Source organism: Flavobacterium sp. 1, from assembly GCF_002797935.1.
Lineage (GTDB): Bacteria > Bacteroidota > Bacteroidia > Flavobacteriales > Flavobacteriaceae > Flavobacterium.
Genome location: NZ_PGER01000001.1, coordinates 1 through 22,646 on the forward strand (window position 1 = coordinate 1; position 22,646 = coordinate 22,646).

Consider the following 22,646-nt stretch of genomic DNA (forward strand, 5'->3'; position numbering starts at 1 on the left):
TAAATATAATATTTTACACAAATTAACATATAATAAATTAAAATCTTAATTTTTGAATGAAAAAAACATACTATTTTTCATAATAAATTAAATTTCAGGTATAAATACCAGCTCATTTATTATTGTTTAGTGATTAAGTTATTTTTATAAGTGAAATTTTAATTTCTTCTAAAATAATTTGAAAAAATTGGATCGCAAAATTGAGTTGTGATTTAAATAATTACTGGTTACAAAAAAGATCATAGTTTTGATTGGCGGGCAAAGATATTTTTTTTCAATCTGCAAATATGATATATTACAAGTATGTAGATTGTAAAGTAAATTGACACTCTTGACGAAAGCACCAAAGTGATTTGAAGTTTCTGCAATTATGTTTATGACCGTAAAGTAACACTTGAATATTGTAAAGATAAAGATTATCTTGGTACAATATTTTAGGTGCAAAACGGACTTGTTTAATTGGTTAAGGAATAATTAAATATATTAAAGATTTAAATACACGAGTGTTGAATTTGCTATAACTTTGTTTTGTGAACAAATGTTGGACTATCGAAGAGATTGAATCCGGAAGGGAAAAAGATTAAAAGAAGAAGTTTAAGCTCTTTTCTACGAAACTAAAGAATCGAAAAAAATAATATTTTGTAGAAGTAATTTTTAAAAAAAATTAGAGGTTTGATTTCCAGAAGGATTCAAGCCTTTTTTTTATTACTTTAATTCTCAGTACAAAACATTTTTATTGGGAAGTTTTTGGGGTAAATTTGTGTCAAAAAAGTTTTTTTTAAAAGAGAAAATAGCGGGGTGTCGTTTTTTACAAACGAATAAATTGCAACTAAGGAAGCGATTATTGCTATGATGCTTTCGAGGTTCATGTTATAAATATACTAAAATAAAATTTCCATCAATAATTTTTTGTCGTAGTAAATGAGTATATGAAAGATCTATGGTAATGGATCTATTAGTGACAACATAATTTTAAACGGACTGAATACAGTTTCACATTGTTGAGAGTAACCTAGTTTGTAACCACTACACATTTGAACCTTCGACTGCCAGCTTAGGAGGCAGGTGATCAATATTTATAGAATTGCTTGTTTAATCAGACTCATAATATACTCAATATTTGTGGTGTTGGTTGCAATAGTTTCATAATCCCCATTGCCCCAATGGCCTGTTTCCGAAACATCTTTCATTAGCCTTTTCGGATCGTCTAATTTGCCTTTTTTTAGATTGATAAAGATTTTAATTCCTTTTTTTAGGATTACAATATCGGCAATGTTTTTATTCTTTTTGAATGCTATATAAAGTTTTTTAGGCGTTATCTCAATATCATCTGTAAGGTTTAAAATGGCATTTTTGAACGATTCATATAATTCTATAATTTCCTCTGAAGAACCATTTAAATGATCTTCTTCGGTATATACTTTGATTTCATCAGTAACTGATTTTATTAAACTATTTTGGTTTGTTAATGGTTTAATACTCTCTGCTGATTTCGTTTTCTTGATCGGGTTGATACTAATTAAATCATTTTCATAGCGTTTAACTTCCCATAATTCAATGGCAATATCTTTGAAGTTCGTCGCCAACCGTTGGTTTTCGGTAAAACTTGGAGATACAAAAAGAACTCTGGTTTGTGACCAATCTACCGAAGAACTATGAATCGATTTTTTTAAAGTTTCATTATAAGTTAAGACGAAATCTGCTTTATTTTCCAGCATTAAACTTAAATAAGTAAAACCCTGATCCACTACACTTACGTTTTTATCTCTTTTATACTCAATAATGACAAATGCTTTGGATTGTGGGTCATAGCCCAAAGTATCAATACGTTTCCCTTTTATTACAAACTCTGAATTGACCATTTCTAAGCCCATCAATTCAGAAAGGTTCCTTTCAAAAAGGGGTTGTATTTCACGCTCCAGTTTAAAAGGTTTTTCTTTAATAGCTATAAAGTACTTGTGTTTTTGGATTGATATAAATTCATAATTTGTTATTAAAAATATTGCTGTTTAAGAAGCGAATTTGACATATTACAAATTAGCGCCAACCATTCGTTTCATGGTATCCAAAAATGCTTGATGAAAAGCATCATCCTTTGCATATAAACGGTACAAGTCCAATTCGGTTTTTCTTTGTTTTGACATTACTTCATCAAGAATTTTTCGAAAGGCTAAATCTCTGTTCGTTACATCACTATTATCAGCAACTTTTGTTTGATAATCTGGATGTGCCTGAATGTATTTTCCCAGAGTTACAAATTTTATTCTTTGGTCTTCGGGTGTAGCTTCCCAACCTTGAAACCATCTTTCATTAAAACTATTGATAATTAAATCTAATGGATCAATTTCTTCACCATCACCATGAGCCCCTCTCGGATTTGGATTTTGTGGGTCGAGTTCCGTTTCGTTTGCATCTAAAACTATGGACTCATTTAGTTTAACTCGTTCCAATCCATAAGTGGATAAATCAACGGAATTTAACAACTCGTCTAAAGCATCAACAGATGCATCAGTAACAATCAATTTTGGAATTAAAAACTTTAAGAACCAAAATAATTTCTCCCAATTCAAAACTTCATAAGGAAGAATAGAGGCCATTTGACCATAAATTTTCACAAATTGTTTGGCCTTGATTTTAAAATCGGCTTTTTCGCTGTCTTCTAATTCCAGTTGAAAATTAAACCTATCAGAAGCAATATCGATTATTGTACTCAATTCCTGAGCGTCTACTTTATTGAAATATTTCGTTACAAAATCTTCCACTTCATACCATTCGTAAACCCCAACTTCATCCAATACTCCCTTAATTTCATGCAGTACATTTACATCTGTGGCACTGTTTAAAGAAGTGGCAGTATAAAATGGATCAAACGATTCCTTAATTTCGTCTACAGAATTAAAGAAATCCAAAACAAACAAATCTTCTGTTTTTTTACCCAATTTGTCGGCGGATCTGTTCAATCGTGATAATGCCTGAACAGCCAAAACACCTTGCAGTTTTTTGTCAACATACATGGCTGTTAACTTAGGCTGATCAAAACCTGTCAAATATTTATTAGCCACCACAAGAATTTTATACTCATCCATATTAAAATATCTTGCTATCTTATCGCTTATATAACCTGGATCTGATGGTTTTGCCGTATCTAAATGGGCAGGAAAATCATTTAAACTATCTTCTGTATATTCGATGCCATCAATAGTTTTTTTACCCGAAAAAGCTATGGCAATCTGAAACGGATTCCCCTTGTCTTTCAATATGTTTTTAAGCGCAAAGTAATATTTGATAGCCGATTCGATACTTTGTGTAACCACCATGGCTTTGGCTTTACTTTTCAGCTTCTTTTTATTGACAATGTTGCTAATGAAATGGTCAAACATAATTTCGGCTTTGGTAGCTATCGTTTGTTTATCACGTTCTACATAAGCTCTTAATTTTTTCTGAGCTTTTGTCGTATCAAATAAGGGATTGTCTTCTATGGACTTTTCTATTTCGTAGTAACTCTTATAAGTGGTATAATTTGCCAGTACATCCAAAATAAAACCTTCTTCAATAGCTTGCTTCATGGAATACAAATGAAAAGGCTTAAAAGAACCATCTTCCTGCGGAACACCAAACTTTTCCAGTGTATTATTTTTTGGTGTAGCCGTAAAAGCCAAATAAGAAGCATTGCCACGCATCTTTCTGGAACGCATCGCTTCTAAAATTTTATCTTGTGGGTCAATATCTTCCTCGGTATCAATATTCACTTTTCCCATGGCTCTGTTCATATTGTCAGAGGCCGAACCACTTTGACTACTGTGAGCTTCATCGATAATGACTGCAAAACGTTTGTCACTCAAATCGGCAATTCCATCAATAATAAAAGGAAATTTTTGAATGGTTGTAATGATAATACGTTTACCGCTTTCCAAACTGTCTTTCAGTTCTTTGGAAGAATAGGCAGGAGCTACAATGTTTTTTACTTCTGAGAATTCTTTGATGTTTTCTCTCAATTGCTTATCCAGTAATCGTCTGTCTGTAACCACAATTACCGAATCAAATAAAGGATTTGAAATGCCTTTACTTCCAGGAATCGTATCGCTTTCAGGATAGGTTTCAATCAATTGATATGCCACCCAGGTAATTGAATTTGATTTTCCAGAACCAGCTGAATGCTGTATTAAATAGTTCTGCCCGACACCTTTTATACTTGCGTCAGCGATTATTTTTCGAACCACATTCATTTGATGGTATCGAGGGAAGAATAAATTTCGTTTGCTTAATCCGTCTTTTTCCGAACCGTCAAAACGAACAAAATGCTGAATGATATTCGCCACGCTCTCACGGGTTAATACTTCATCCCACAAATAAGAAGTTTTGTGGCCAAATGGATTAGGCGGATTCCCTTTGCCATGATTGTGACCTAAGTTAAAAGGCAGAAAAAATGTATTACTTCCATCTAATTTTGTTGTCATATACACTTCGTCGGTGTCCACCGCAAAGTGAACCACGCAACGGCCAAAGTTTAACAATGGTTGCGTTATATCTCTTTTGAATTTGTATTGATTTTGTCCGTGTACTTTAGCATTTTGTCCAGTCCAATGGTTTTTGAGTTCCATAGTTGAGAAAGGCAGACCATTGATAAACATTACCATGTCTATTTCTTCTCGTGCATTGGTTAACGAGTATCTGATTTGTCTTGTTACGCTAAATTCGTTTTTATCAAAATTGTCTTTTACTGATTGGCTACTGCTTGCCAAAGGCAACACATAAAACAATGTAAAATGTGCATCATCCACTTCCAAACCTTTACGCAACAAACGAAGTACGCCATATTTCTTAATCATTCTATCCAAACGATCCAGTATCTTTAACTTCCAATCGTTTTGTTTTTGGATTTTGGTTAATTCATCCTTTTGGGTGTTTTCCAGAAAGTGCCAAAAACGAACTTCATCGATGGAATATTTGGCATTGAAATCATTTGCATAACCAATATAATAGCCATTTCCTGAACGATACAATTCTTGTCGTTCTTGGATATGACCTTCTTGCTTTAGATCTTCAAGACAAGAACCAGTAAGTTTTTTTTCTATCGCAGACTCTAGTGCTTGTTCGTTGGTTTGGCTTGGCATAATTTTTATTTTTAAAAACCAATATCGTCTTTTGGCCCTATATAACCTATATGTACTTTTTTATTGACATTGTCGGGATAATAATATAGCCTAAATGCCTCTCTACCAAAAGACCATTTTATATGAAGAGAAAAAATTTTTGGCCCAATATCAGCACAGGTAAAAGTTCTTAAGCTTTCTGTATTTCTAATCCTAGTAGGTGTATCTGGACTGTTATCTAGCCCTAGATTTTTATACTCAAAATTTCCAGTTTTCCAGTTTTTAGTAAAATTATTTAGAATTTTAAGCTTTTCAAATATTAATTTAAATCTATCATCATTAACAGAAAAATGACTGATTTGTTCTAAAACATTATCACAAAAGACTAATTTGGTAAAAATGTTTTCTTTGATTTCCCAAAATCCTTTAATACTTGTAAATTCTAAATTTGCATTACATGTTTCTTTAAATATTTTAAAAAGCTCTTCGTCTGTAATTTGTTTAATTTCAGAAATTCCTAGATTTGAAAAATTTATTCCTAGGAATCCATTACATGCATTTGGAAATTTATTATCAAAATCTAGTTCATTTGAAAAATATTCTTGGGTAGCTGTAAAAGAACCGAATAATTTAGGAATTAATATCTGCAATTCATTAGAAACTAAACTATATGTAAAATTATACATAGAGCCAATATCAGTTTTAAACTGCCAGAAATCTTCATGAATCAATAAATTATCTGCATCTTTTTTACTTGCTAATTGAATCTTATTTAATTTTTCGATTCCCAATTCAAATTCTTCGATCGTTACATCTTTAATTGCTTCATTTAATAAAAAAAAATTATTCATATTTTCTAATATCAAAAAGTTCTGCAAAATCAATTTGAGTTTGGTCAAAGAATCCTTTTGGCCAATTGGATAGTTCTCCTTTTTTATTGATTGATAAAGAGTCTATATTTGGTTGTATAGAATTTTCATCATAGCTAAAATGATTGATTGTAACAATATCAGAGTCAATTTCATTTAATGAACATGCAATTTGAATACCATTTATAAAGTGGTCACTATGAGTTTCTACTATTACCTTAACTCCAGATTTGGCTACCATTGCTAAAAATCTACCTATTTTAGATTGTGCAGAAGGATGCAAATGTGCTTCTGGATTTTCCACTATCATAAATGATTTTTTTTTAGCAATTAAACCAGTAACTATTATTGGTAAAATATAACTTATTCCAAAACCAATATTAGGAGCAATTATATGCTCACCTTTAGTATAAGTATTATTTATTTTTACCTGAGCAGATAAAGTTTCTTTATCACATGTAGCATAAACAGAAACGCCAGGCATTATGTAGTCTAACCAAGCATTCACTTGTTGCTCAAGTCTTGGGTTTTTTAATTTAATATTTATTCTTTCATCTTCAACTTTAAACTTATAATTAAAATCTGTATCACCAATTAATTGAGCCACAAATTCTCCTTGATAACCTGTTGTGGGATAGTCAAAAAAACGAATTTCTTGTTTTATTCTTGGACCAATTCTTTCAGCATTTAAATAATAAATTTCTTGTTTAAAAAGTGAATCTAATTTATTTATTTCATTAATAACACTTGTAGGTGTTAATCCTAAATTATCATCACCAATTTCATATGTAACATTAAATTCTTCATCTTCATTAAATAAACCTAAACTAATAGCTTCATTTTTTGACGAATCCTTAGGTAAAACAAAACTACTATTGCCCAATGACAAACAATATGATCCATTTAGTTCTACATTAAGTCCATTCGGTTTTTTAAAATTGTACATATTATTTTCCCATATTGCACAATGTTCAATTGTTCTTCTTAAGAATAATAATGATTGTATTGCTGTACTTTTTCCATTTCCATTTGCTCCAGCAAAAATTGTAAGACCATTTATTGGTATGTCAACTTCATAAAAACATTTAAAATTTTCAATTTTTAGATATTCCATAACTTAAACGGTTAAAATATTTTGAATTAAATTTTCTACAGCTCCAAAAACATATAATAAATTGTTTTTTCCATTTGTTCCATATGATAAATAACTTAATAGTTCCCAGTCTTCCTGAATAGTTTCTGAAAGAGGAATTAACAATGCCGTTTCGGGATTATTTGCTTTTATCATTTCATGATCATAATTTGCTAACATTACTGACCAACTGACAAAAAGCGCTTTATTTATTAATTGCTTACTTGCATATGGTTGTAAGTCATTAGGTCTTATTTTTCTAAATGCATATTTTTTTCCAAATAAGTATTCGGCATTTTTCATTGCATTTGAAAAAAGAGCAATATATCTTTCTAAATTTTCTGCTTTTAATTTTGATAATTCATCTGTTAAATCGTCTAATGCTGTATCCATATAACCATTATATTCATTGATAAAACCATCTTTTTCAATATAACGATGAAACATGATAAACCTTAACGCAATTTCTTGGTCATCCATTCTAGTTTCTTTAATACTATAATCTGTTGCTGTTTTAAATTCCAACAAATTTACCATTGCATTTAGTGTATCCCTTAAACTTGTACTAGCTAAACAATTTCTTATTTCTTGATTGTTTAAAGGTTTACCACCTGTATTAATTCTTCTGAAAATATCATATTTAACTTTTGGAGGCGATGATGGATCAATTACATTCACTGAAAATTGTGTTTGATTAAACCATCTAGAATATTTTGAATCCAAACCTACTTTTCTTCCAGCATCGGAATAATATCTGCCTTCACAAGTTTCAGTTAAATACTCAAGATTTTTTAATGGAAATTTATTTTCCATAAATTCCTTAATAGTTGTTAATCTTTGCAAACCATCTACTATAGTAATTCTTCCTTCTTCATCTTCTGAAAAATAAAACATTGGTAATGGAATTCTTAAAAGAATAGATTCAATTAATCTAGATTTTTGAAAATTATTCCAAACAAAATGTCTTTGAAAATCAGGAGCTAAATCAATGTCCTTATCGTCAATCATATCAGATATAAGTCTTAAACTAAACTGTTTAGAATGTACTTTTATATCTTCAGGATTAAAAGGCTGTATTTCTTCATTAGGGGCGGTTTCATTATTTTCTGTTCCAGATTGTTCAGCTTCTATTACCTCTAATACTAGTTTATCTAATTTGATTTTTAATAAATCTTCATCTTCAGTAATTTCTTCATCTTTATTTAAAATATAAAATGAATTATTTTCAAGCTTAATTTCTAACCATTTTTTATTTTGTTCATCAATAAGTTCAAAAATGTTATTAGACCCTTCATCACTATTCTTTCTTATAGGACTTAGAAGAATATTTTCATTATTAGATGTTTGAATTTCTATTAGCATAATTTTATTTTTTTCAAATTTACTTAAAATACTTTTACCTTCCCAGTAACAACCGCATCTATCAAACTCATTTTATACTCCTTCAACTTCTCAATCTCTTGCTTTTTTAGGGAAATGGCTGTGTCAATTTTTTTTGTAGAATTATCTAAATGATTTACTATTTCTAATTGTTCTTTTTTTGGTGGAACTAAAACTGATAATTCTTTTAAAATAGATTGAGTTATACTGTAAACTTTTACTCCCTTTACTTTTGCTTGTATTTGACTTCTAAAAACAAGTGAGTCAAATTCATAAGCAATAAATCTAGAAATTATATTATCACTTGGTCTTGCAATCACTGTATGATAGCCCGCAAATACTTGCTCTTTACTATTTAAATATGTAAAATTTCCAGATCCTTGTAAATCTTCGGATGTGTCTGCAAATACAAAATCATCTTCATTTATTAATGAACTTGAATTATTTATTAAGTAATCTGGATGAACACATTTCAGTTTATGGATTTCTGGATTTACTTCAAAACCAAATTTTGAATGTATTTCTCCATAATTAACACAGAATATCCCTTCGTCAGTTAAATTTTCCTTTGTTATAGTTAATCCTTTGCCAAGTTTGAAAGTGTTTCTAAATCTTTTAATTTCCCAATGCTTCGGAATCTCCCCAATCCATTCTACACCACTTTCTTTTAGTTTTATATTTGGAATTAAACCTCTTGTAACCGTTTTATGAATCAGAATTTGACGACGTTCTTTCAGCAGTTCTATTTGTTTTTGCTTGATGGTAATGGCTTGGTCTATCTTGGCGGTTTTATCGTCAAGGAAATTGGCTATTGCGGTTTGTTCTTCTATTGGAGGAAAAGGAAATTGAAATCTTCTAAAATCAAGATAACTAATGTTTTGACGTAGTCCAGAACCTAAACCGTATATGATTTTATTATTATCGATTGATCGAAAAAAATAGTGATAAAACTTAGAATTAGCTTTTGATCTAAATCTTAAATTTAAATAAGCATTAGTTATAATTCCTTCATATTCAGAAATGGAACTTCTTAAACTTACAGTGTCATTTTGCAAATCAGTTGGTCTGAAAATTAAGTCACCTTTATTAACAAACTGATACGTTTCAAAAGATTCAGGTACAAGACCAGTTAATTCATTTTCTCGTTTAACTCTAATATTTCCATAACTCAACGACAGAACAGTATTTCTAACCATTCCCTTGTTTCTGTCTTTATTTTCATAGATAAAGCTTAGACCAGGCAGTACTTCCCAATGTTCTGGAATATCACTTAACCATTCAACACCGCTATTTTTATACTTGTCGTATTTTTTCATCATTTACAAGTTTAAAATTTCGGCAATTAAACCATCACTTAGTTTTTCTAAATCAACAATGTCTTTTGTAACTTCTGCAATATCACGCAAAGGTTTGTGTTTGTAAAAATATTTATTAAAACTTATTTCATAACCAATTTTGGTAGCATCAAGGTTAATCCAAGCTTCTTCTACGTGAGGTTTTACTTCCCGTAAAAAGTAACCATGAATGTCTTCTTTGAGCGGTATGTTTTCGGTATCACGTAAATCGCTTTCCGTTTCATAAGTTAGGTATTCCCCTTTTTTGGGTGTTGGGAAATAGCCATAATCAGGCAATTCTTTTTCTTTACAATTCAAATGTGTCAAGACTTTTTCTAATTTATCTCCGGTTAACTTTACAATGCTTTTTACCACTTTTTCGGCTTCGGCATCATAGTAACTTACAGCATTGAGTATCATATTTTTCTCTGAAGCAGAAAGTTTCATTTTTTCAGATTTGATTGCCTCGTCAACCTGCGTGCGAAATTTGTTGAAATCAGTAAATTCTTTTGTTCCTATTTTTTGTAGTAATTGCGAACCATTGTCCAATAAGGATTTTTGCTTTTCCCAAAGCGTTTTACTGGTCAGTGCTGTTTCTTGTTTACTGTTTAAATTTAGTTCCTGTTTTTCTGCCCAATGTATTAGCTCTTTTTTATGTTTTTCAATATCGGTATAAACCTCTGCACCATACGTTTCATAAGCATAAGCCATGGCTTCTTTTAGCGACTTATCATAGCGTAATTCTTCAATCCTTTCTTTGGTGAATTGTGCTTTTAAACGTTTTGGTCTTTCGATAGTCACTTTGTGATAACCAAAATCGCTGTTATCAAATACTTTTGAGGCAATACCGTCGTCTGTACTTCGTTCAATTGGTTTTAAATCGGTATAGGTCTTTACTATTTCTGTAATGTGCTCAGGTGCAAATTCACAGTTTTTGTTTCCTAAATTCTTGCGCAGTTTGCGATAGAGTTGTCCAGCATCAATCAGTTGCACTTTGCCTTTTCTGTTGGCTGTTTTGTTGTTGCTCAATATCCAAACATAAGTGGTAATACCGGTATTGTAAAACAAGTTGTTGGGCATTTGTACAATGGCTTCCAACCAGTCGTTCTCAATAATATAACGGCGGATGTTGCTTTCGCCACCACCGGCATCTCCGGTAAATAAGCTACTTCCGTTATGTACAGAGGCAATTCGAGTTCCTGCTGGACTTTGTGAAAGCGGTTTCATTTTACTGACCATTTCCATCAGGAATAACAACTGCCCATCTGAAGAACGCGGAATAGCATCGGCATCTTCTTCAACACCCCCATAGTTTTTCAGACGAATTTGAAAACGGGAATCAATTACATCTTTTCCGTCCTTAATGTATTTTTGTTCACTTGCCCATGATTTCCCATAGGGCGGATTGGACAACATAAAATCGAAAGTAGTTCCCCTAAATTCATCAGTAGACAAGGTAGAACCTACACGGATATTCTCGGGATTATTCCCTTTAATCATCATATCCGATTTGCAAATCGCATAGGTTTCATCGTTGATTTCCTTACCGTACAAATACACATCGGAGTTTACCGCACGTATTTCTCCTTCTTCATCTTTAATGAAATTTTGAGCTTCGGTAAGCATACCACCACTACCACATGCCGGATCATAAATCGTCATGACGGGAGGAAGATTGTTCTTGATTGGATCAAAAATAATATGGGTCATTAGGTCAATAACTTCACGAGGCGTAAAGTGCTCTCCGGCTTCCTCGTTGTTATCTTCATTGAATTTTCGGATTAACTCTTCGAAAACATATCCCATTCCCAAGTTGGAAAGAGCATGTAATTTACGACCATTGCTATCATTTTTCTCAAAAGGCGTAAGATTGATATCGGGAGAAGTAAATTTTTCCAACACGTCAAGTAAAACATCCTTGGTAGCCATGTGTCGGATTTGGCTTTTGAGTTTGAATTTTTCAATGATTTCTTTTACGTTGCCACTAAAACCATTAAGGTAATCTTCAAAATTAGCTTGTAATAATTGTTGGCTGTTGGTAGCAGTATCGTGCAAACGTTGTAACGTCCATTCGCTTACATTGTAGAATACATAGCCAGAAGCTTCTCTCAATCCATTTTCATCCCATTCCGTAAAGCCAGCTTCATCACGTTGAAAAGTCAATTCTTCCATTACTGCATCTTTTGTTGGCTCAAGCAAAGCATCCAATCTACGTAAAACAACCATAGGCAATATTACATCACGGTATTTTCCTCGAACGTAAACATCTCGCAAACAATCATCTGCTATTGACCATATAAAAGAAACTAATTTATTGTGTACGGCTGTATTCATTTTTAATTTTAGTATTTCGTAATCAACCAAACGTATCAAAATTAAATGAGTTTAACAAGTTTAATTTGAATGCAAATTCCACTGATATTGACCACCCAATTCACGCAGTTGCATATGTCCATACTAAAGCTTATTTTCTCTTTTGGCTGGAGAATTATTTAAACTTTTCAAAAAGCTCAAGAAATTATTTTCAATGTCTTTTGAAAGTATAAGTTTTTTAAAATCAAATGAATAAATTACAGAAAAAAGAAGCGTACTTTTTCAAAAATTATACTTTTAAAGCCCACGAAATTCTGACCTTCTTTGGGAAGATTTTTGTGTATATCTTGGGGGAGTCACGGCAACCAAAAACTATTTAATTCTTTGTGCTAACGAGAGTAATAGTATCGGTGAGATTATGATTTGAAATATAATTCAAAACAAAATGTTCTGCTTCTTTTTTATTCTCAGGGGCAGTAGAAAATGAGTTAAGATAAAAGTCTTCATTTTCATCAGCAATGTGAATGATTTCAGTGTACTTCTTAGCAATTAATGCGCCTTTTAATTTCAATACTTTAAGTTCGTCACCGTTGCCAATTTCCTTTCTCACACGGAGTTTAATAATCTTGTCCATTTTGTTGGGTTTTATTATAGTTGCACCATGAAATAAAAATATTCTGAAACAAAAAAGAGACCCTGTCTAGAGTCTCATTTTTGGAATTAATTTGCCATCTATAAAGGTTATTTCCCTTTTAGTAATTTTTCCAAATATTCGACTTTATCTTTTTCAGCTTGAACTAATCGTTCGTAAAGTTCTACAACTTTGTCTAATGGATTGAAATTAGGATGATAACTTTCAGTCTTTAAAATTGCTATGCCATTATCATTGGTATTAAATGTATTATTAATTATATTTAGTATGGCATCCTCTGAAAAATTTTTAATCGCTTCAGGTGTTACACCAAGAGCTTTTGCAACTTCTACAAGTTTTTCTTCATCTATCGTTTCGCTATTCTCCATAGCAGATATCGCCTGTTGGTTAGTCCCCAAAGCCTGCGCCAATGCTTCTTGTTTCATGTCTCGAAGTTCACGAATACGGCTAATTTTTCGCCCTATATGATTTGGTTTTGTCAATGTGCTCATAGTTCAAAGATAATAATTAGGAATAAAAAAATAAGCAATCCGTAAAAAACATATTCAGTCCTGTAGGATACAGACCAAAATGATTCGGTACAGTACTCAATCTGATTTACTTGCATGTAATAAACAAAAATACAATTTTTCGGATAATTATTAATTAAAAATTTAAAATTATGAATGCAATTGAATTCTCACAGCAAAAAGAGTTGAAGGAAGTAATTACAAGCCACATTAAAACATCTGCCATTTATTGTTTTGGCAGGCAGGAAACAGCTTATAGTTCGAGCAGGAAAATTTATCCTGATAAAGAACTGCAAAAGGAACATAGTCATTTATACCTCTTAGTTTTTGTACATGAAACCAAAGAAAATGCGGGCAGTAATATAAGTGATAAGATAAAAGCAAAGACTCAGGGCTCTTTTACTGCTACTGTTCTTATACACCACGTACAGAGTCTTAAAGACCTCTGCCAAGACCAGCAGTTTTTCTTTTGGCAGATCATGCAGGAAGGTGAGCTGTTATTTCAAGATATTAACAAGCCTCCTTATTTAAATATTAGCGAAACTCCAAAAAGAAATTTAAAATCCACATCGCATTATATAGCATGGAGGAAGAATAATATTGCTACAATCTGGGGCTGGGTCTATAATGATGATGATGCTTCTAGTTCGGATGAAGTGAAAATGTCCGCTCTTCATCAAATAGTGGAGCAAATCTGTTTGTCTTTGATCCGTGCCTTTATAGGCTACACTCCTAATCATTTTGCATTAGAGTACTTATTTAATCTCTGCGAATACTTTACTACCATAACTACAGACTTTTTCCCCCGACAAACTCAGGAAGACAAATCCATATTTAAACTTCTTAGGCAACAACCCAACACGTTACGCTTTAGTAAGGCTAACGATGTTGATTATTTATATTATCAGGTAGTGGAAGAAAGATGCAAAAAATTTAAAAATCAAGCGGAAATTTTGATACAAAATGAAATAAACCGACAAAATGAAGTTCAAAATGAACCCGAGAAAACCGATAAAGAACCTGTATAAATTATGGAAAAGAATAGAATATCCTTTGAATCTATTTTTTGGGCAGGTCATGAGATTAAAAGTTCTTCTCAAGTGCTGGAGGCTTTTTTTGATTTTGCCCATCTTGATTGCTATAAAGAGATACTGTGCGAAGCATTTTTATATGTCCATAAAAAGAAAGTATATAAAAAAGATTATCCCGGACAGGTCATTGTTTTCTATACTGCTCTGCGCTCTTTTCTTAAAGTCTGTTTTCTTTTGCAGTACAAAAACAAAAAATGGAAATTGAAAAACTCATCGGACTGTAAGTCAAAACTTCATCTGGCTTCCTTGACAATGGAAGAATATGAGAATCCTTTCCTTGTATTTCAAAGAGCATTTGCAGAGAAAACCATCGATGAATTCGAATTTTTCCTATTTGAAGTTATACACCTGTCACTGTCTCGATGCACCGAAGAATTTGATTATGACTTGATCACACCCTACATCTATTTAATCAAAATGCTGGATGCAAGCCAGCTTATGCGTGAAAGAGGGATTGAAAAGATCAAAAATAATGTACAGTCTTAAAGATAACATATCCAGTAGCGGACTATAGTATCTGCACATTCTCAACTGTAATAACGACAATTTTTTAGATATGAAAAACAATAAAAATTTTAAGAAAGAAAAAATACTTGTAAAATCAGTAGAACAAGCAAAGACAGCTTTGCATATGCTTCTGCAGAATTCAAAAAAGAATCTCGAAAACGGGATTTCAGAACTTCTCGATAAATTGAAAAATCCCATACTCGATTTGCTACTTGACAGATATCCCGACCTCCTGCAGGAATACGATTTGGAAGAATTGCTTTCAGGTGATCTTGAAATCATTGATTCGGAGACACAGGACGTCAAGACAGCAGGACTGCTGTCGTGCCTGCAATTGCTGATACATTTTTGTTATGAACTAAAAGAAAATCCAAATCCAAATGATAAGCGTTTTGATAGTCTCAGGTATATTTTAAAGTCGATTACCTGCTCCGAGTTCGTGCATGAACTGCTCTATGTTGTTATATCGCTGGTTGGAACAGACTACTACCAAAAGTTTCAGCAGAGAATACAAAACTTAAATTTTGATTCAGAAAGCGCAATAGAACTGGAAAGCGATCCTGAATTGCATGAACATATTGACCTGATGACATGGTTTGCGTTAGTGAGGCTATTTTTAGAATCGGTTTATACTTATTTCAATAGTCCTGATAAAAACTTCAAAAACACAACATGGTGAAACTCCAAAAAGTCCACTATTTAAATAATTAATCGATTTAAAATAAAGATTATGGAAAAAGATAAAATCAAATTAAATGAGTTCATAGAGAACCCAGAGCATTATTTTGTATTGCTCAAGCCAGCATTAGAAACAAGAAATGACATACACGTTATTGAAATTAGCGTAGAAGGATATAGAGACCTATTTTGTATGATAATGGATTTGCTTAAAACAGCAAAATTTGCTTTAGACGGAATTGAAGTCAGTATTGAGAATACAAAAAATACTGAAAGATATGTTGGAAGTCTTTTAAGAATAATAGAAATGCTGATTCCATTGGAAGAGGCAGAATTGCTGGATATGCTTTACGTAAAACATTTAAATGAAAAAAATAAGAGTGATTCCAATTAACTTGTTTCCAATTGTAATTTTAATAAAACGCCGACTTTGGAGGCGTTTTCCAGCCCCCTGCAGGGGCAAGTTGTTTTGAGATGCTGAATTCATTTCAAGCATCTCAAAACACAACTTGCTGGTTTCCTGCGAAACCATTTTTAGAGATAGATTTAATTGAAAGGGCTTGATGCCCTTTTTTTTGGCAAATGAAAAATCCACCTGAAATAGCGGATTTTTTTTATTTATTAGAGTTTTAGAACTTCTCATTAATTCGTCCTATAACTTTTTCAATATAAAATTAAAAACAACAAAACCAGGAAGGGATTTATTAATGATTATTATAGTAAATTAATCACATCAAATTCTTCAATTGACCTATAGCCTAAAAATGAATGCCTTCTTTTTTTATTATACCAATTTTCAATGTATTCGTATACTTCGGCTCTCATCTGTTTTCTCGGCAGAAGTTTGTTTCGATCAATTAATTCTTTTTTAAAAGAGCTGAAAAAGCTTTCGGAAACGGCATTGTCAGTATGATTTTGTTTACCGCTCATACTGCGTCTAACACACTTATAAGAGTCTAATGTATTAGTGAAAATTTTATTAGCATATTGAACACCTCTATCAGAATGGAAGATTAAATCTTTAGTGATTCCCCTGCTATTTACTGCCATTTCCCAAGCGGGCAAGGTTGTTGCTTTAGTACTCATTTTTGTACTTAAACTCCATCCTATTATTTTCCTATCAAATAAATCCATAACAATGGTAAGATATAAAAAGCCTTTGGTTGTTTGTATATATGTTATATCTGAAACCCAAGCTTTAGCAGGCTCAATAGCTGTAAATTGTCTATTTAAAACATTTGGAACTACATAGTGATTATGATGTGAGTCAGTTGTTACCTTATAATTTCTCCTAACTTTACTACGTAAACCCAACATTCTCATATAAAATTTCACTGACGAGTTTTTTATTTTAAATCCTCTGCTTTGAAGTTCTTTAGTAATTTTGGCACATCCATATCTTTGCTTAAATTCATAAAATAATGATATAATCTCCTGTTTTAATAAAATTACTCGAGACTCTGTATCTGTAAGCTCTTGTTTTTTTCTTCTATAATATGTGGTCTCCGACACTTCTAATACAGCTAACATTTTTGCAATTGAAAATTCAGATTTATTGTTTTCAATGAATCGTTTAGTCATTATTTTTCCTTGTGAAACATATTTTGTTCCTTTTTTTAAAATTTTCAGCGTAATTTTTGCATCTTTAATTTTTCTTTCAAGCTCGGTAATGACGGCTTGTTCGGGAGTCAATTTTGGATGACCACTTCCACAAAAACTTCCTGTTCCAAATTTTTCAAAGTCTTGTCGCCATTTGTACAAGTAATCTGGAGCTATTCCTAACTCTCTTGCAAAACTTGCAATTTTCCCCTTGTCTCGCTCATAACTTAATTTAACTGCATTTTCTTTGAAAGTACGTTCGTATTTTTTCATAGTCTGAAGTTTGATAATTTATAGTAGAATTTCTTTTTAATTTACATTTTCAGGTATTCAAATATTTTTTCTTTCATTTTTTTTTTAGATATAAGCATATTTAAATCGACTAGTTCAGATCTAAGGGAAGTAAAAAAGCTTTCACAGATAGAATTGTCAGAATGATTTCCTATTCGATTCATACTTCGTATAATAAACTTATAAGAGTCTAATTTAAGGGCAAACATCTTGTTGGCATATTGAATTCCTCTATCAGAATGAAATATTAAACCCGTTTTTATTTTACGCTTTTGAACAGCCATTTCCCAAGCTGGTATTGTAGTCTCTTTAACGGTTAATCCATTGCTCAGGCTCCACCCAATAATTTTTCTATCAAATAAATCCATAATAATAGTTAAAAATAAAAGTCCTTTAGTCGTTTGGATGCGAGTTATCCCTGAGACCCAAGCTTCAGAAGGTTCTTGAACCGTAAATTGTTGATTTAAAATATTAGGAAAACCACAACGATTAAAACGTGAAACAGTTTTGATTTTATAATTTCTTCTTATCTTGCTAACGAGACCTAGTTCTTTCATATGCTTAGCAACTTGTCGTTGTTTTATCGTAAAGCCTCGACTTTGTAATTCTGCAGCAATTCTTGCATTACCATATATTTCTTTATATTCAAAGAATATAGAAGTTATTTCTTCTTTTAATAAATTTATTCGACGCTGTGTTGGGGAAATTGCTTGCTTTTTCCATTTAATATATCCGTTTCTATCCATTCCAAAAACTTTGCATATTTTTCCAAGTGTATATTTGTCTACATTATTTTCAATAAAATGATAAGTCATTAGTTTCCCTTGAGCAATATATTTATACCCATTTTTAAAAATTTCAATCTTAAGTTCTGATTGTTTAAGCTCTCTTTTAAGTTTTATTTTTTGTTTGGAAAATATTTTTTCTTCGGGGGTTAATCTCGACTTTCCAATTCCGCAAAAACTAGCTGTGCCATATTTAAGAAGCTCCTGTCGCCATGTAGATATAAGTGAAGGGGCTATACCAAGTTCTCTTGAAGCTTTTCTCACACCTTTTTCAGAACCCAATTGGATTGCTTTTTCTTTGAAAGTACGATCGTAAATTTTACGCTTCTCCATTTCTTAAAGTTAAGGTTCTGTGTATGTGAATTTAAAAAAATATAAATCACATAGATTTATAAACTCCTACAAAGTAAAGCCTGATCAGTCAGCTGTTTTTGTATAACTGCCACACTACGTGCAAGATATATTGATCATAAGTAAACTTATATATCTTCATTTATGTACGCAAGCAGACAAGTCCTCAGTAATTCCAGCATTCAATCATGCATGTATTCAATCATGTATGTATTCAATCATGTATTAATGTAATCAGATAATCATGTATTTAAGTGTGCATGTATGCAGGTTTTTACGCCTACCTGTAGGTCTGTATGTGCTTACGCAGTCCTACATTCAGGGACATAATGAAATCTTTATCAATGAGGACAAGAAAAATATTTTTTAAAAGAAAACAGAAAAACCGAAAAAAGAAAAAGAAAGCAATTTTACAGGACGGGATGCAGACAGGCCAAAAGGAAACGGAATAAGTCCCGAAGGGTGGTTTGTGAGGCACGAGCAAATCATTATGCCGTAGTCTTTTGGACAGGCTGATCCATCACGTCCTACCTTGGTTTTCTTTTTATTATTTCTTTGGATAATAATACAAATAAAAATGAATCTCGTGTTTAAATGAATTCAGAAGCAGGACTATATCCAGTGATAAGGTTTGTCCTTGCGGTTGAGGTAGCAGTACATTTCTTCTTTTTCAAGTTCGGGAAAGAATTTTAAAGCACGGTCAATGGCATAATTGGGAAGGAAATAGATTTCGTCACGAATAGTTTTGATGACTTTTTCATGTCCATAAAAAAGCACGATTTCATCTATTTCATCCTGCCCTCCGCGCTCTATGATACGGGCAATAATAGTTTTGTAGGCTTTCTCAAAGTCCATAGCATCTATATCGAAATCCCAAAAAAAGACCCGATCCAAATTAGGAACTCTGTTATTTTTTTTAACTACTACCATATAGTAAAAATACGATTTTTATGCTTCTTATTCAAATTTCTATCTCCTAAATCCGCATCTTTTATTGGGTGGAGGAATTTGATTTTTTGGCTCGGAAAAATATTAAATTAAGACTGTGTTAGGAACAAATAAGCCAAATGCTTCCTATTACTTCCAAGTACTTCCACATTAGGTCACCAATGCTGACTATAAATTATATTGGTTTTTAATTAATTGAAATAAGAAGTCATGGAAAATGAAGAAAAAAAGAACCCTCATAAAGGAGGGAGACCTTCCAAAATAGATCCAGCATTACATCGCTATTCCATCAGTCTTACAGCAGAAGAAAATGCCCGTTTCCTGACTCTTTTTGAAACATCAGGAATGCATGTAATGGCGCACTTTATTACAGCGTGTGTTTTTCAAAAAGGGATCAAAACAGTTAAGATTGATAAAGCGACAATGGATTATTATATGCGCCTTACCTCTTTTTACAGCCAGTTTAGGGCTGTTGGGGTAAATTACAATCAGGTTGTCAAGATTTTGCACCGTAATTTTTCCGAAAAGAAAGCTTTGGCATATCTATACAAATTGGAAAAGCAGACAATCGAATTAGCGGTTCTATCCAAAAAGATAATACAGCTCACAGAGCAATTCGAGACAAACTACCTTAAAAAATAGATTTAATGGTAGCCATAATTGACAGGAGGCAAAAATTTAATCGGTGCGCTTAATTAAAACCATTATAAAGTTGTCTTTTAGGAAGGAAAATACGTTTCACAGCGGGCAGGAAAACAATATTGTCGAAGCATTTGGAAGCTTATTACCCGAAACGCAGGGAGAAGATTTTCAGGAAACTAATTTTGCCAATCAAATGAAACGAAAGGGGAAACGCAAGAAACCAAAGCTTTAATTCTCTTTTTGAGCACGTCTGATTTACATCAAATGTATGAAACATGATTTTCAATGTACCATACATAAAGAATTGATAGGATACATTATTGTGTTTTTTTTAATTGCTTGTTATAAAAAATGCAATTCCGCAATTATGTTTCACAGCACCTCTTTAATTAATCCAATAAGATCTCCATCCTATGATTTTTCGCAATTATGAAAGCCTACTGTTTGGTTCATTCATTAATAGAACTTCAAAATTCCTGGGGTTTACTCAGCTCTAAAAAATAAATTGTCTTGAACATTATGACATCAAAAGACAAAGAGTGCCGACAGTGATGACACTGCAATGACTTCAAAGACGCATTTTTATATTTGTTACTTTCTATATTAAATAGAAGTGAAATGAATGTAAAATTATCAAAGACCGTCATAGCGGTCTTTGGGTTACTAACGGAGAAAGTCAAATGAGAAGTGATGATGATGATAATGGAAAAGGAAAGATGAGTCCCGAGCAGGTATTGAAAATGCTAAAAGAAGAAGGGATGGATGTTACCCTTGAACAGGCGAAACTGATTTTGGCGTTTTTACGAAAGCTTGCAGGTATTACAGTATCTAATTATTTAAAAACAAAACAATGAAAAAAATAGCAGATTTATATGTACGGGTGAGTACCGACGAACAAGCAGACAGAGGATATTCTCAAAGAAATCAAGAAGAGGTTTTAAGAAAATATTGCCAAATCAATGACATCACGATAAGGGATGTGATTTATGAGGATCATTCCGCTAAAACATTTATTAGACCACAATGGAATAAACTACTGGAAAAGTTAAGAAAAAATAAAAACAAAACTGATTTAGTTCTGTTCACGAAATGGGATCGATTTAGCAGAAACGCTGGCGATGCATATCAAATGATAAATATACTTAGAAAACTTGGTGTTGAACCTCAAGGAATAGAACAGCCTTTAGATTTATCAATTCCTGAAAATAAGATGATGCTGGCCTTTTATTTAGCCGCTCCAGAAGTGGAGAATGACAGACGAGCTTTAAATACTTTTCATGGAATGAGAAGAGCGAGAAAAGAAGGTCGTTACATGGGTTTAGCTCCAGCAGGATATATTAACAGAATTCGTGAGGATGGCGCAAAATACATTGCCTTTGATGAGCCGGAAGCTTCTATTATTAAATGGGCGTTTGTAGAGCTTGCAAAAGGTGTATTTAATACAGAACAAATATTTTTTAAAGCAAAGAAGAAAGGATTAAAATGTTCAAGAAATAATTTTTGGAGATTAATTAGAAATCCTGTCTACTGTGGAAAAATCACGGTGCCTAAATATAAGGATGAAGAAGCAAAATATGTTACAGGACAGCATAAGGCTTTGATTACGGAAACTCTTTTTAATGAAGTGCAAGAGGTATTAGATGGCAGAGGAAGAAACTTTCGCCCAAAAATTGTAACGAAAGAACCTTTTCCTTTGAGAGGATTTTTTATGTGCCCTGAATGTAATAAAATACTAACTGGAAGTATTTCTAAGGGAAGAAATAATTATTATGCTTACTATCATTGTTCTGCTGGATGCAGATTTAGGATTAATGCAGATAGTGCAAACACTGTTTTTATGGATAATCTCAAAATGTATATACCGATAGCTGAAATAGGAAATGTCTACAAAAATTTAATTATTGAGGCTTATAAAGAGAGCGATAAAGTGAATATTGATTATAAAATAAAGCTAGTTGAAGAAATTAATGACTATAAAAAGAGAATTGCATACATCAGAGATTTATTGTCAAAACAACAAATTGATGTATCGGATTACAGGATCAAGAACAAAACCTTGGGAGGAAATGTTAAAATAAAATAAGAACTTTGTAATCTTATAATTTGAGATGACTCCTATTGACCTTTTAAAATTGATGCTGCCTGATTTTTTAGTAGACCACTTTGAAGTGGTTTCTACTACTAATACAGAAGAAATATTACACTTGTATTTTGAGGAAAAAATTAAGCCTCCACAAGAGTTTAATACATTTGAACTGGTATCAAAGGGCTTTTTGGATGAGATCACTATTCAGGATTTTCCTCTAAGAGGTAAGTTTGTGTATTTGCATATCAAAAGACGTCGCTGGACTAATAAAACCACAGGAGAAATTATTAAAAGAGATTGGAATTTAGTTGCCAAAGGAACCCGCATGACTCAAGAGTTTGCGGCTTTTTTAAAAGAAATTAATAGATAACAGCGCTACCGATTGT

The 22,646-nt window shown here is 32.2% G+C and carries 21 protein-coding genes; 9 read left to right on the top strand and 12 right to left on the bottom strand.

All coding sequences use genetic code 11. The features are described from left to right. Window positions 1-1,076 precede the first annotated feature (1,076 nt). From CLU83_RS00005 to CLU83_RS00045, 9 genes are all read right to left on the bottom strand, one after another. The gene (locus CLU83_RS00005; protein WP_232726917.1) at window positions 1,077-1,874 is read right to left on the bottom strand and encodes a DUF5655 domain-containing protein; all 798 of its coding nucleotides are present in this window, start codon (window positions 1,872-1,874) and stop codon (window positions 1,077-1,079) included. Window positions 1,875-2,030: 156 nt separating this feature from the next. Beyond that, the gene (locus tag CLU83_RS00010) at window positions 2,031-5,114 is read right to left on the bottom strand and encodes a type I restriction endonuclease subunit R (protein ID WP_100429723.1); all 3,084 of its coding nucleotides are present in this window, start codon (window positions 5,112-5,114) and stop codon (window positions 2,031-2,033) included. Window positions 5,115-5,125: 11 nt separating this feature from the next. Next, window positions 5,126-5,944 (bottom strand): hypothetical protein, encoded by an 819-nt coding sequence (locus tag CLU83_RS00015; protein WP_100429724.1) that lies wholly within the window; start codon window positions 5,942-5,944, stop codon window positions 5,126-5,128. Next, entirely contained in the window at window positions 5,937-7,076 is a 1,140-nt protein-coding gene (locus tag CLU83_RS00020) for a DUF3696 domain-containing protein (protein ID WP_100429725.1), read from the bottom strand. Before CLU83_RS00020 ends, CLU83_RS00015 begins: the two co-directional genes overlap by 8 nt. Window positions 7,077-7,079: 3 nt before the next feature. Beyond that, entirely contained in the window at window positions 7,080-8,456 is a 1,377-nt protein-coding gene (locus tag CLU83_RS00025) for a DUF262 domain-containing protein (protein ID WP_100429726.1), read from the bottom strand. A 23-nt stretch (window positions 8,457-8,479) separates the two neighbouring features. Continuing rightward, window positions 8,480-9,790, bottom strand: a complete 1,311-nt coding sequence (locus CLU83_RS00030; RefSeq protein ID WP_198512226.1) for a restriction endonuclease subunit S — start codon at window positions 9,788-9,790, stop codon at window positions 8,480-8,482. Window positions 9,791-9,793: 3 nt separating this feature from the next. Then, window positions 9,794-12,142 carry a class I SAM-dependent DNA methyltransferase gene (locus tag CLU83_RS00035; RefSeq protein WP_100433559.1) on the bottom strand — a complete coding sequence of 783 codons (2,349 nt, stop codon included), beginning with the start codon at window positions 12,140-12,142 and terminating at the stop codon, window positions 9,794-9,796. 355 nt (window positions 12,143-12,497) lie between these two features. Further along, a complete protein-coding gene (locus CLU83_RS00040) occupies window positions 12,498-12,755 on the bottom strand; it encodes a hypothetical protein (RefSeq protein WP_100429727.1) in 258 nt (85 codons plus the stop codon). A 107-nt stretch (window positions 12,756-12,862) separates the two neighbouring features. Next, window positions 12,863-13,264 (bottom strand): helix-turn-helix domain-containing protein, encoded by a 402-nt coding sequence (locus CLU83_RS00045; protein WP_100429728.1) that lies wholly within the window; start codon window positions 13,262-13,264, stop codon window positions 12,863-12,865. Window positions 13,265-13,434: 170 nt separating this feature from the next. On the opposite strand from CLU83_RS00045, the gene CLU83_RS00050 reads away from it, so the two are divergent. From CLU83_RS00050 to CLU83_RS00065, 4 genes are all read left to right on the top strand, one after another. Next, window positions 13,435-14,310 carry a hypothetical protein gene (locus tag CLU83_RS00050; RefSeq protein WP_100429729.1) on the top strand — a complete coding sequence of 292 codons (876 nt, stop codon included), beginning with the start codon at window positions 13,435-13,437 and terminating at the stop codon, window positions 14,308-14,310. A 3-nt stretch (window positions 14,311-14,313) separates the two neighbouring features. Then, the gene (locus tag CLU83_RS00055; protein WP_100429730.1) at window positions 14,314-14,859 is read left to right on the top strand and encodes a hypothetical protein; all 546 of its coding nucleotides are present in this window, start codon (window positions 14,314-14,316) and stop codon (window positions 14,857-14,859) included. A 70-nt stretch (window positions 14,860-14,929) separates the two neighbouring features. After that, window positions 14,930-15,559: a hypothetical protein gene (locus CLU83_RS00060; RefSeq protein ID WP_100429731.1), complete on the top strand. Its 630-nt coding sequence runs from the start codon at window positions 14,930-14,932 to the stop codon at window positions 15,557-15,559. A 51-nt stretch (window positions 15,560-15,610) separates the two neighbouring features. After that, complete coding sequence (locus tag CLU83_RS00065; protein WP_100429732.1) at window positions 15,611-15,952, top strand: hypothetical protein; 342 nt, start codon at window positions 15,611-15,613, stop codon at window positions 15,950-15,952. 320 nt (window positions 15,953-16,272) lie between these two features. Here the strand turns inward: CLU83_RS00065 and CLU83_RS00075 are convergent, their stop codons facing one another. The 3 genes from CLU83_RS00075 to CLU83_RS00085 all read right to left on the bottom strand — a co-directional run bounded on the left by CLU83_RS00075 (window position 16,273) and on the right by CLU83_RS00085 (window position 19,514). After that, on the bottom strand, window positions 16,273-17,430 hold the full coding sequence (locus CLU83_RS00075; RefSeq protein WP_100429734.1) for an IS3 family transposase: 1,158 nt from the start codon (window positions 17,428-17,430) through the stop codon (window positions 16,273-16,275). A 41-nt stretch (window positions 17,431-17,471) separates the two neighbouring features. Then, window positions 17,472-18,566: an IS3 family transposase gene (locus CLU83_RS00080; protein WP_100429735.1), complete on the bottom strand. Its 1,095-nt coding sequence runs from the start codon at window positions 18,564-18,566 to the stop codon at window positions 17,472-17,474. A gap of 630 nt (window positions 18,567-19,196) precedes the next feature. Next, window positions 19,197-19,514, bottom strand: a complete 318-nt coding sequence (locus CLU83_RS00085) for a hypothetical protein (RefSeq protein WP_100429736.1) — start codon at window positions 19,512-19,514, stop codon at window positions 19,197-19,199. 228 nt (window positions 19,515-19,742) lie between these two features. Here CLU83_RS00085 and mobA point away from each other — a divergent pair, with 228 nt between their 5' ends. From mobA to CLU83_RS00105, 5 genes are all read left to right on the top strand, one after another. Beyond that, window positions 19,743-20,174, top strand: coding sequence for a conjugal transfer protein MobA (gene mobA / locus CLU83_RS00090; RefSeq protein WP_100429737.1), 432 nt, complete (start codon window positions 19,743-19,745; stop codon window positions 20,172-20,174). Between the two features lie 70 nt (window positions 20,175-20,244). Beyond that, window positions 20,245-20,406, top strand: coding sequence for a hypothetical protein (locus CLU83_RS00095; protein ID WP_198512227.1), 162 nt, complete (start codon window positions 20,245-20,247; stop codon window positions 20,404-20,406). A 448-nt stretch (window positions 20,407-20,854) separates the two neighbouring features. Beyond that, complete coding sequence (locus CLU83_RS21960; protein WP_157801954.1) at window positions 20,855-21,028, top strand: hypothetical protein; 174 nt, start codon at window positions 20,855-20,857, stop codon at window positions 21,026-21,028. After that, window positions 21,025-22,257 carry a recombinase family protein gene (locus CLU83_RS00100; RefSeq protein WP_100429738.1) on the top strand — a complete coding sequence of 411 codons (1,233 nt, stop codon included), beginning with the start codon at window positions 21,025-21,027 and terminating at the stop codon, window positions 22,255-22,257. Before CLU83_RS21960 ends, CLU83_RS00100 begins: the two co-directional genes overlap by 4 nt. Window positions 22,258-22,282: 25 nt before the next feature. Further along, a complete protein-coding gene (locus CLU83_RS00105) occupies window positions 22,283-22,630 on the top strand; it encodes a transposase (RefSeq protein WP_100429739.1) in 348 nt (115 codons plus the stop codon). Window positions 22,631-22,646: the final 16 nt, after the last annotated feature.

Excerpts from the sequence above, each read along its gene's own strand:
- CLU83_RS00005 (WP_232726917.1), bottom strand. The coding sequence starts at position 1,874 with ATGGGCTTAGAAATGGTCAATTCAGAGTTTGTAATAAAAGGGAAACGT.
- CLU83_RS00010 (WP_100429723.1), bottom strand. The coding sequence starts at position 5,114 with ATGCCAAGCCAAACCAACGAACAAGCACTAGAGTCTGCGATAGAAAAA.
- CLU83_RS00015 (WP_100429724.1), bottom strand. The coding sequence starts at position 5,944 with ATGAATAATTTTTTTTTATTAAATGAAGCAATTAAAGATGTAACGATC.
- CLU83_RS00020 (WP_100429725.1), bottom strand. The coding sequence starts at position 7,076 with ATGGAATATCTAAAAATTGAAAATTTTAAATGTTTTTATGAAGTTGAC.
- CLU83_RS00025 (WP_100429726.1), bottom strand. The coding sequence starts at position 8,456 with ATGCTAATAGAAATTCAAACATCTAATAATGAAAATATTCTTCTAAGT.
- CLU83_RS00030 (WP_198512226.1), bottom strand. The coding sequence starts at position 9,790 with ATGAAAAAATACGACAAGTATAAAAATAGCGGTGTTGAATGGTTAAGT.
- CLU83_RS00035 (WP_100433559.1), bottom strand. The coding sequence starts at position 12,142 with ATGAATACAGCCGTACACAATAAATTAGTTTCTTTTATATGGTCAATA.
- CLU83_RS00040 (WP_100429727.1), bottom strand. The coding sequence starts at position 12,755 with ATGGACAAGATTATTAAACTCCGTGTGAGAAAGGAAATTGGCAACGGT.
- CLU83_RS00045 (WP_100429728.1), bottom strand. The coding sequence starts at position 13,264 with ATGAGCACATTGACAAAACCAAATCATATAGGGCGAAAAATTAGCCGT.
- CLU83_RS00050 (WP_100429729.1), top strand. The coding sequence starts at position 13,435 with ATGAATGCAATTGAATTCTCACAGCAAAAAGAGTTGAAGGAAGTAATT.
- CLU83_RS00055 (WP_100429730.1), top strand. The coding sequence starts at position 14,314 with ATGGAAAAGAATAGAATATCCTTTGAATCTATTTTTTGGGCAGGTCAT.
- CLU83_RS00060 (WP_100429731.1), top strand. The coding sequence starts at position 14,930 with ATGAAAAACAATAAAAATTTTAAGAAAGAAAAAATACTTGTAAAATCA.
- CLU83_RS00065 (WP_100429732.1), top strand. The coding sequence starts at position 15,611 with ATGGAAAAAGATAAAATCAAATTAAATGAGTTCATAGAGAACCCAGAG.
- CLU83_RS00075 (WP_100429734.1), bottom strand. The coding sequence starts at position 17,430 with ATGAAAAAATACGAACGTACTTTCAAAGAAAATGCAGTTAAATTAAGT.
- CLU83_RS00080 (WP_100429735.1), bottom strand. The coding sequence starts at position 18,566 with ATGGAGAAGCGTAAAATTTACGATCGTACTTTCAAAGAAAAAGCAATC.
- CLU83_RS00085 (WP_100429736.1), bottom strand. The coding sequence starts at position 19,514 with ATGGTAGTAGTTAAAAAAAATAACAGAGTTCCTAATTTGGATCGGGTC.
- mobA (WP_100429737.1), top strand. The coding sequence starts at position 19,743 with ATGGAAAATGAAGAAAAAAAGAACCCTCATAAAGGAGGGAGACCTTCC.
- CLU83_RS21960 (WP_157801954.1), top strand. The coding sequence starts at position 20,855 with ATGAGAAGTGATGATGATGATAATGGAAAAGGAAAGATGAGTCCCGAG.
- CLU83_RS00100 (WP_100429738.1), top strand. The coding sequence starts at position 21,025 with ATGAAAAAAATAGCAGATTTATATGTACGGGTGAGTACCGACGAACAA.
- CLU83_RS00105 (WP_100429739.1), top strand. The coding sequence starts at position 22,283 with ATGACTCCTATTGACCTTTTAAAATTGATGCTGCCTGATTTTTTAGTA.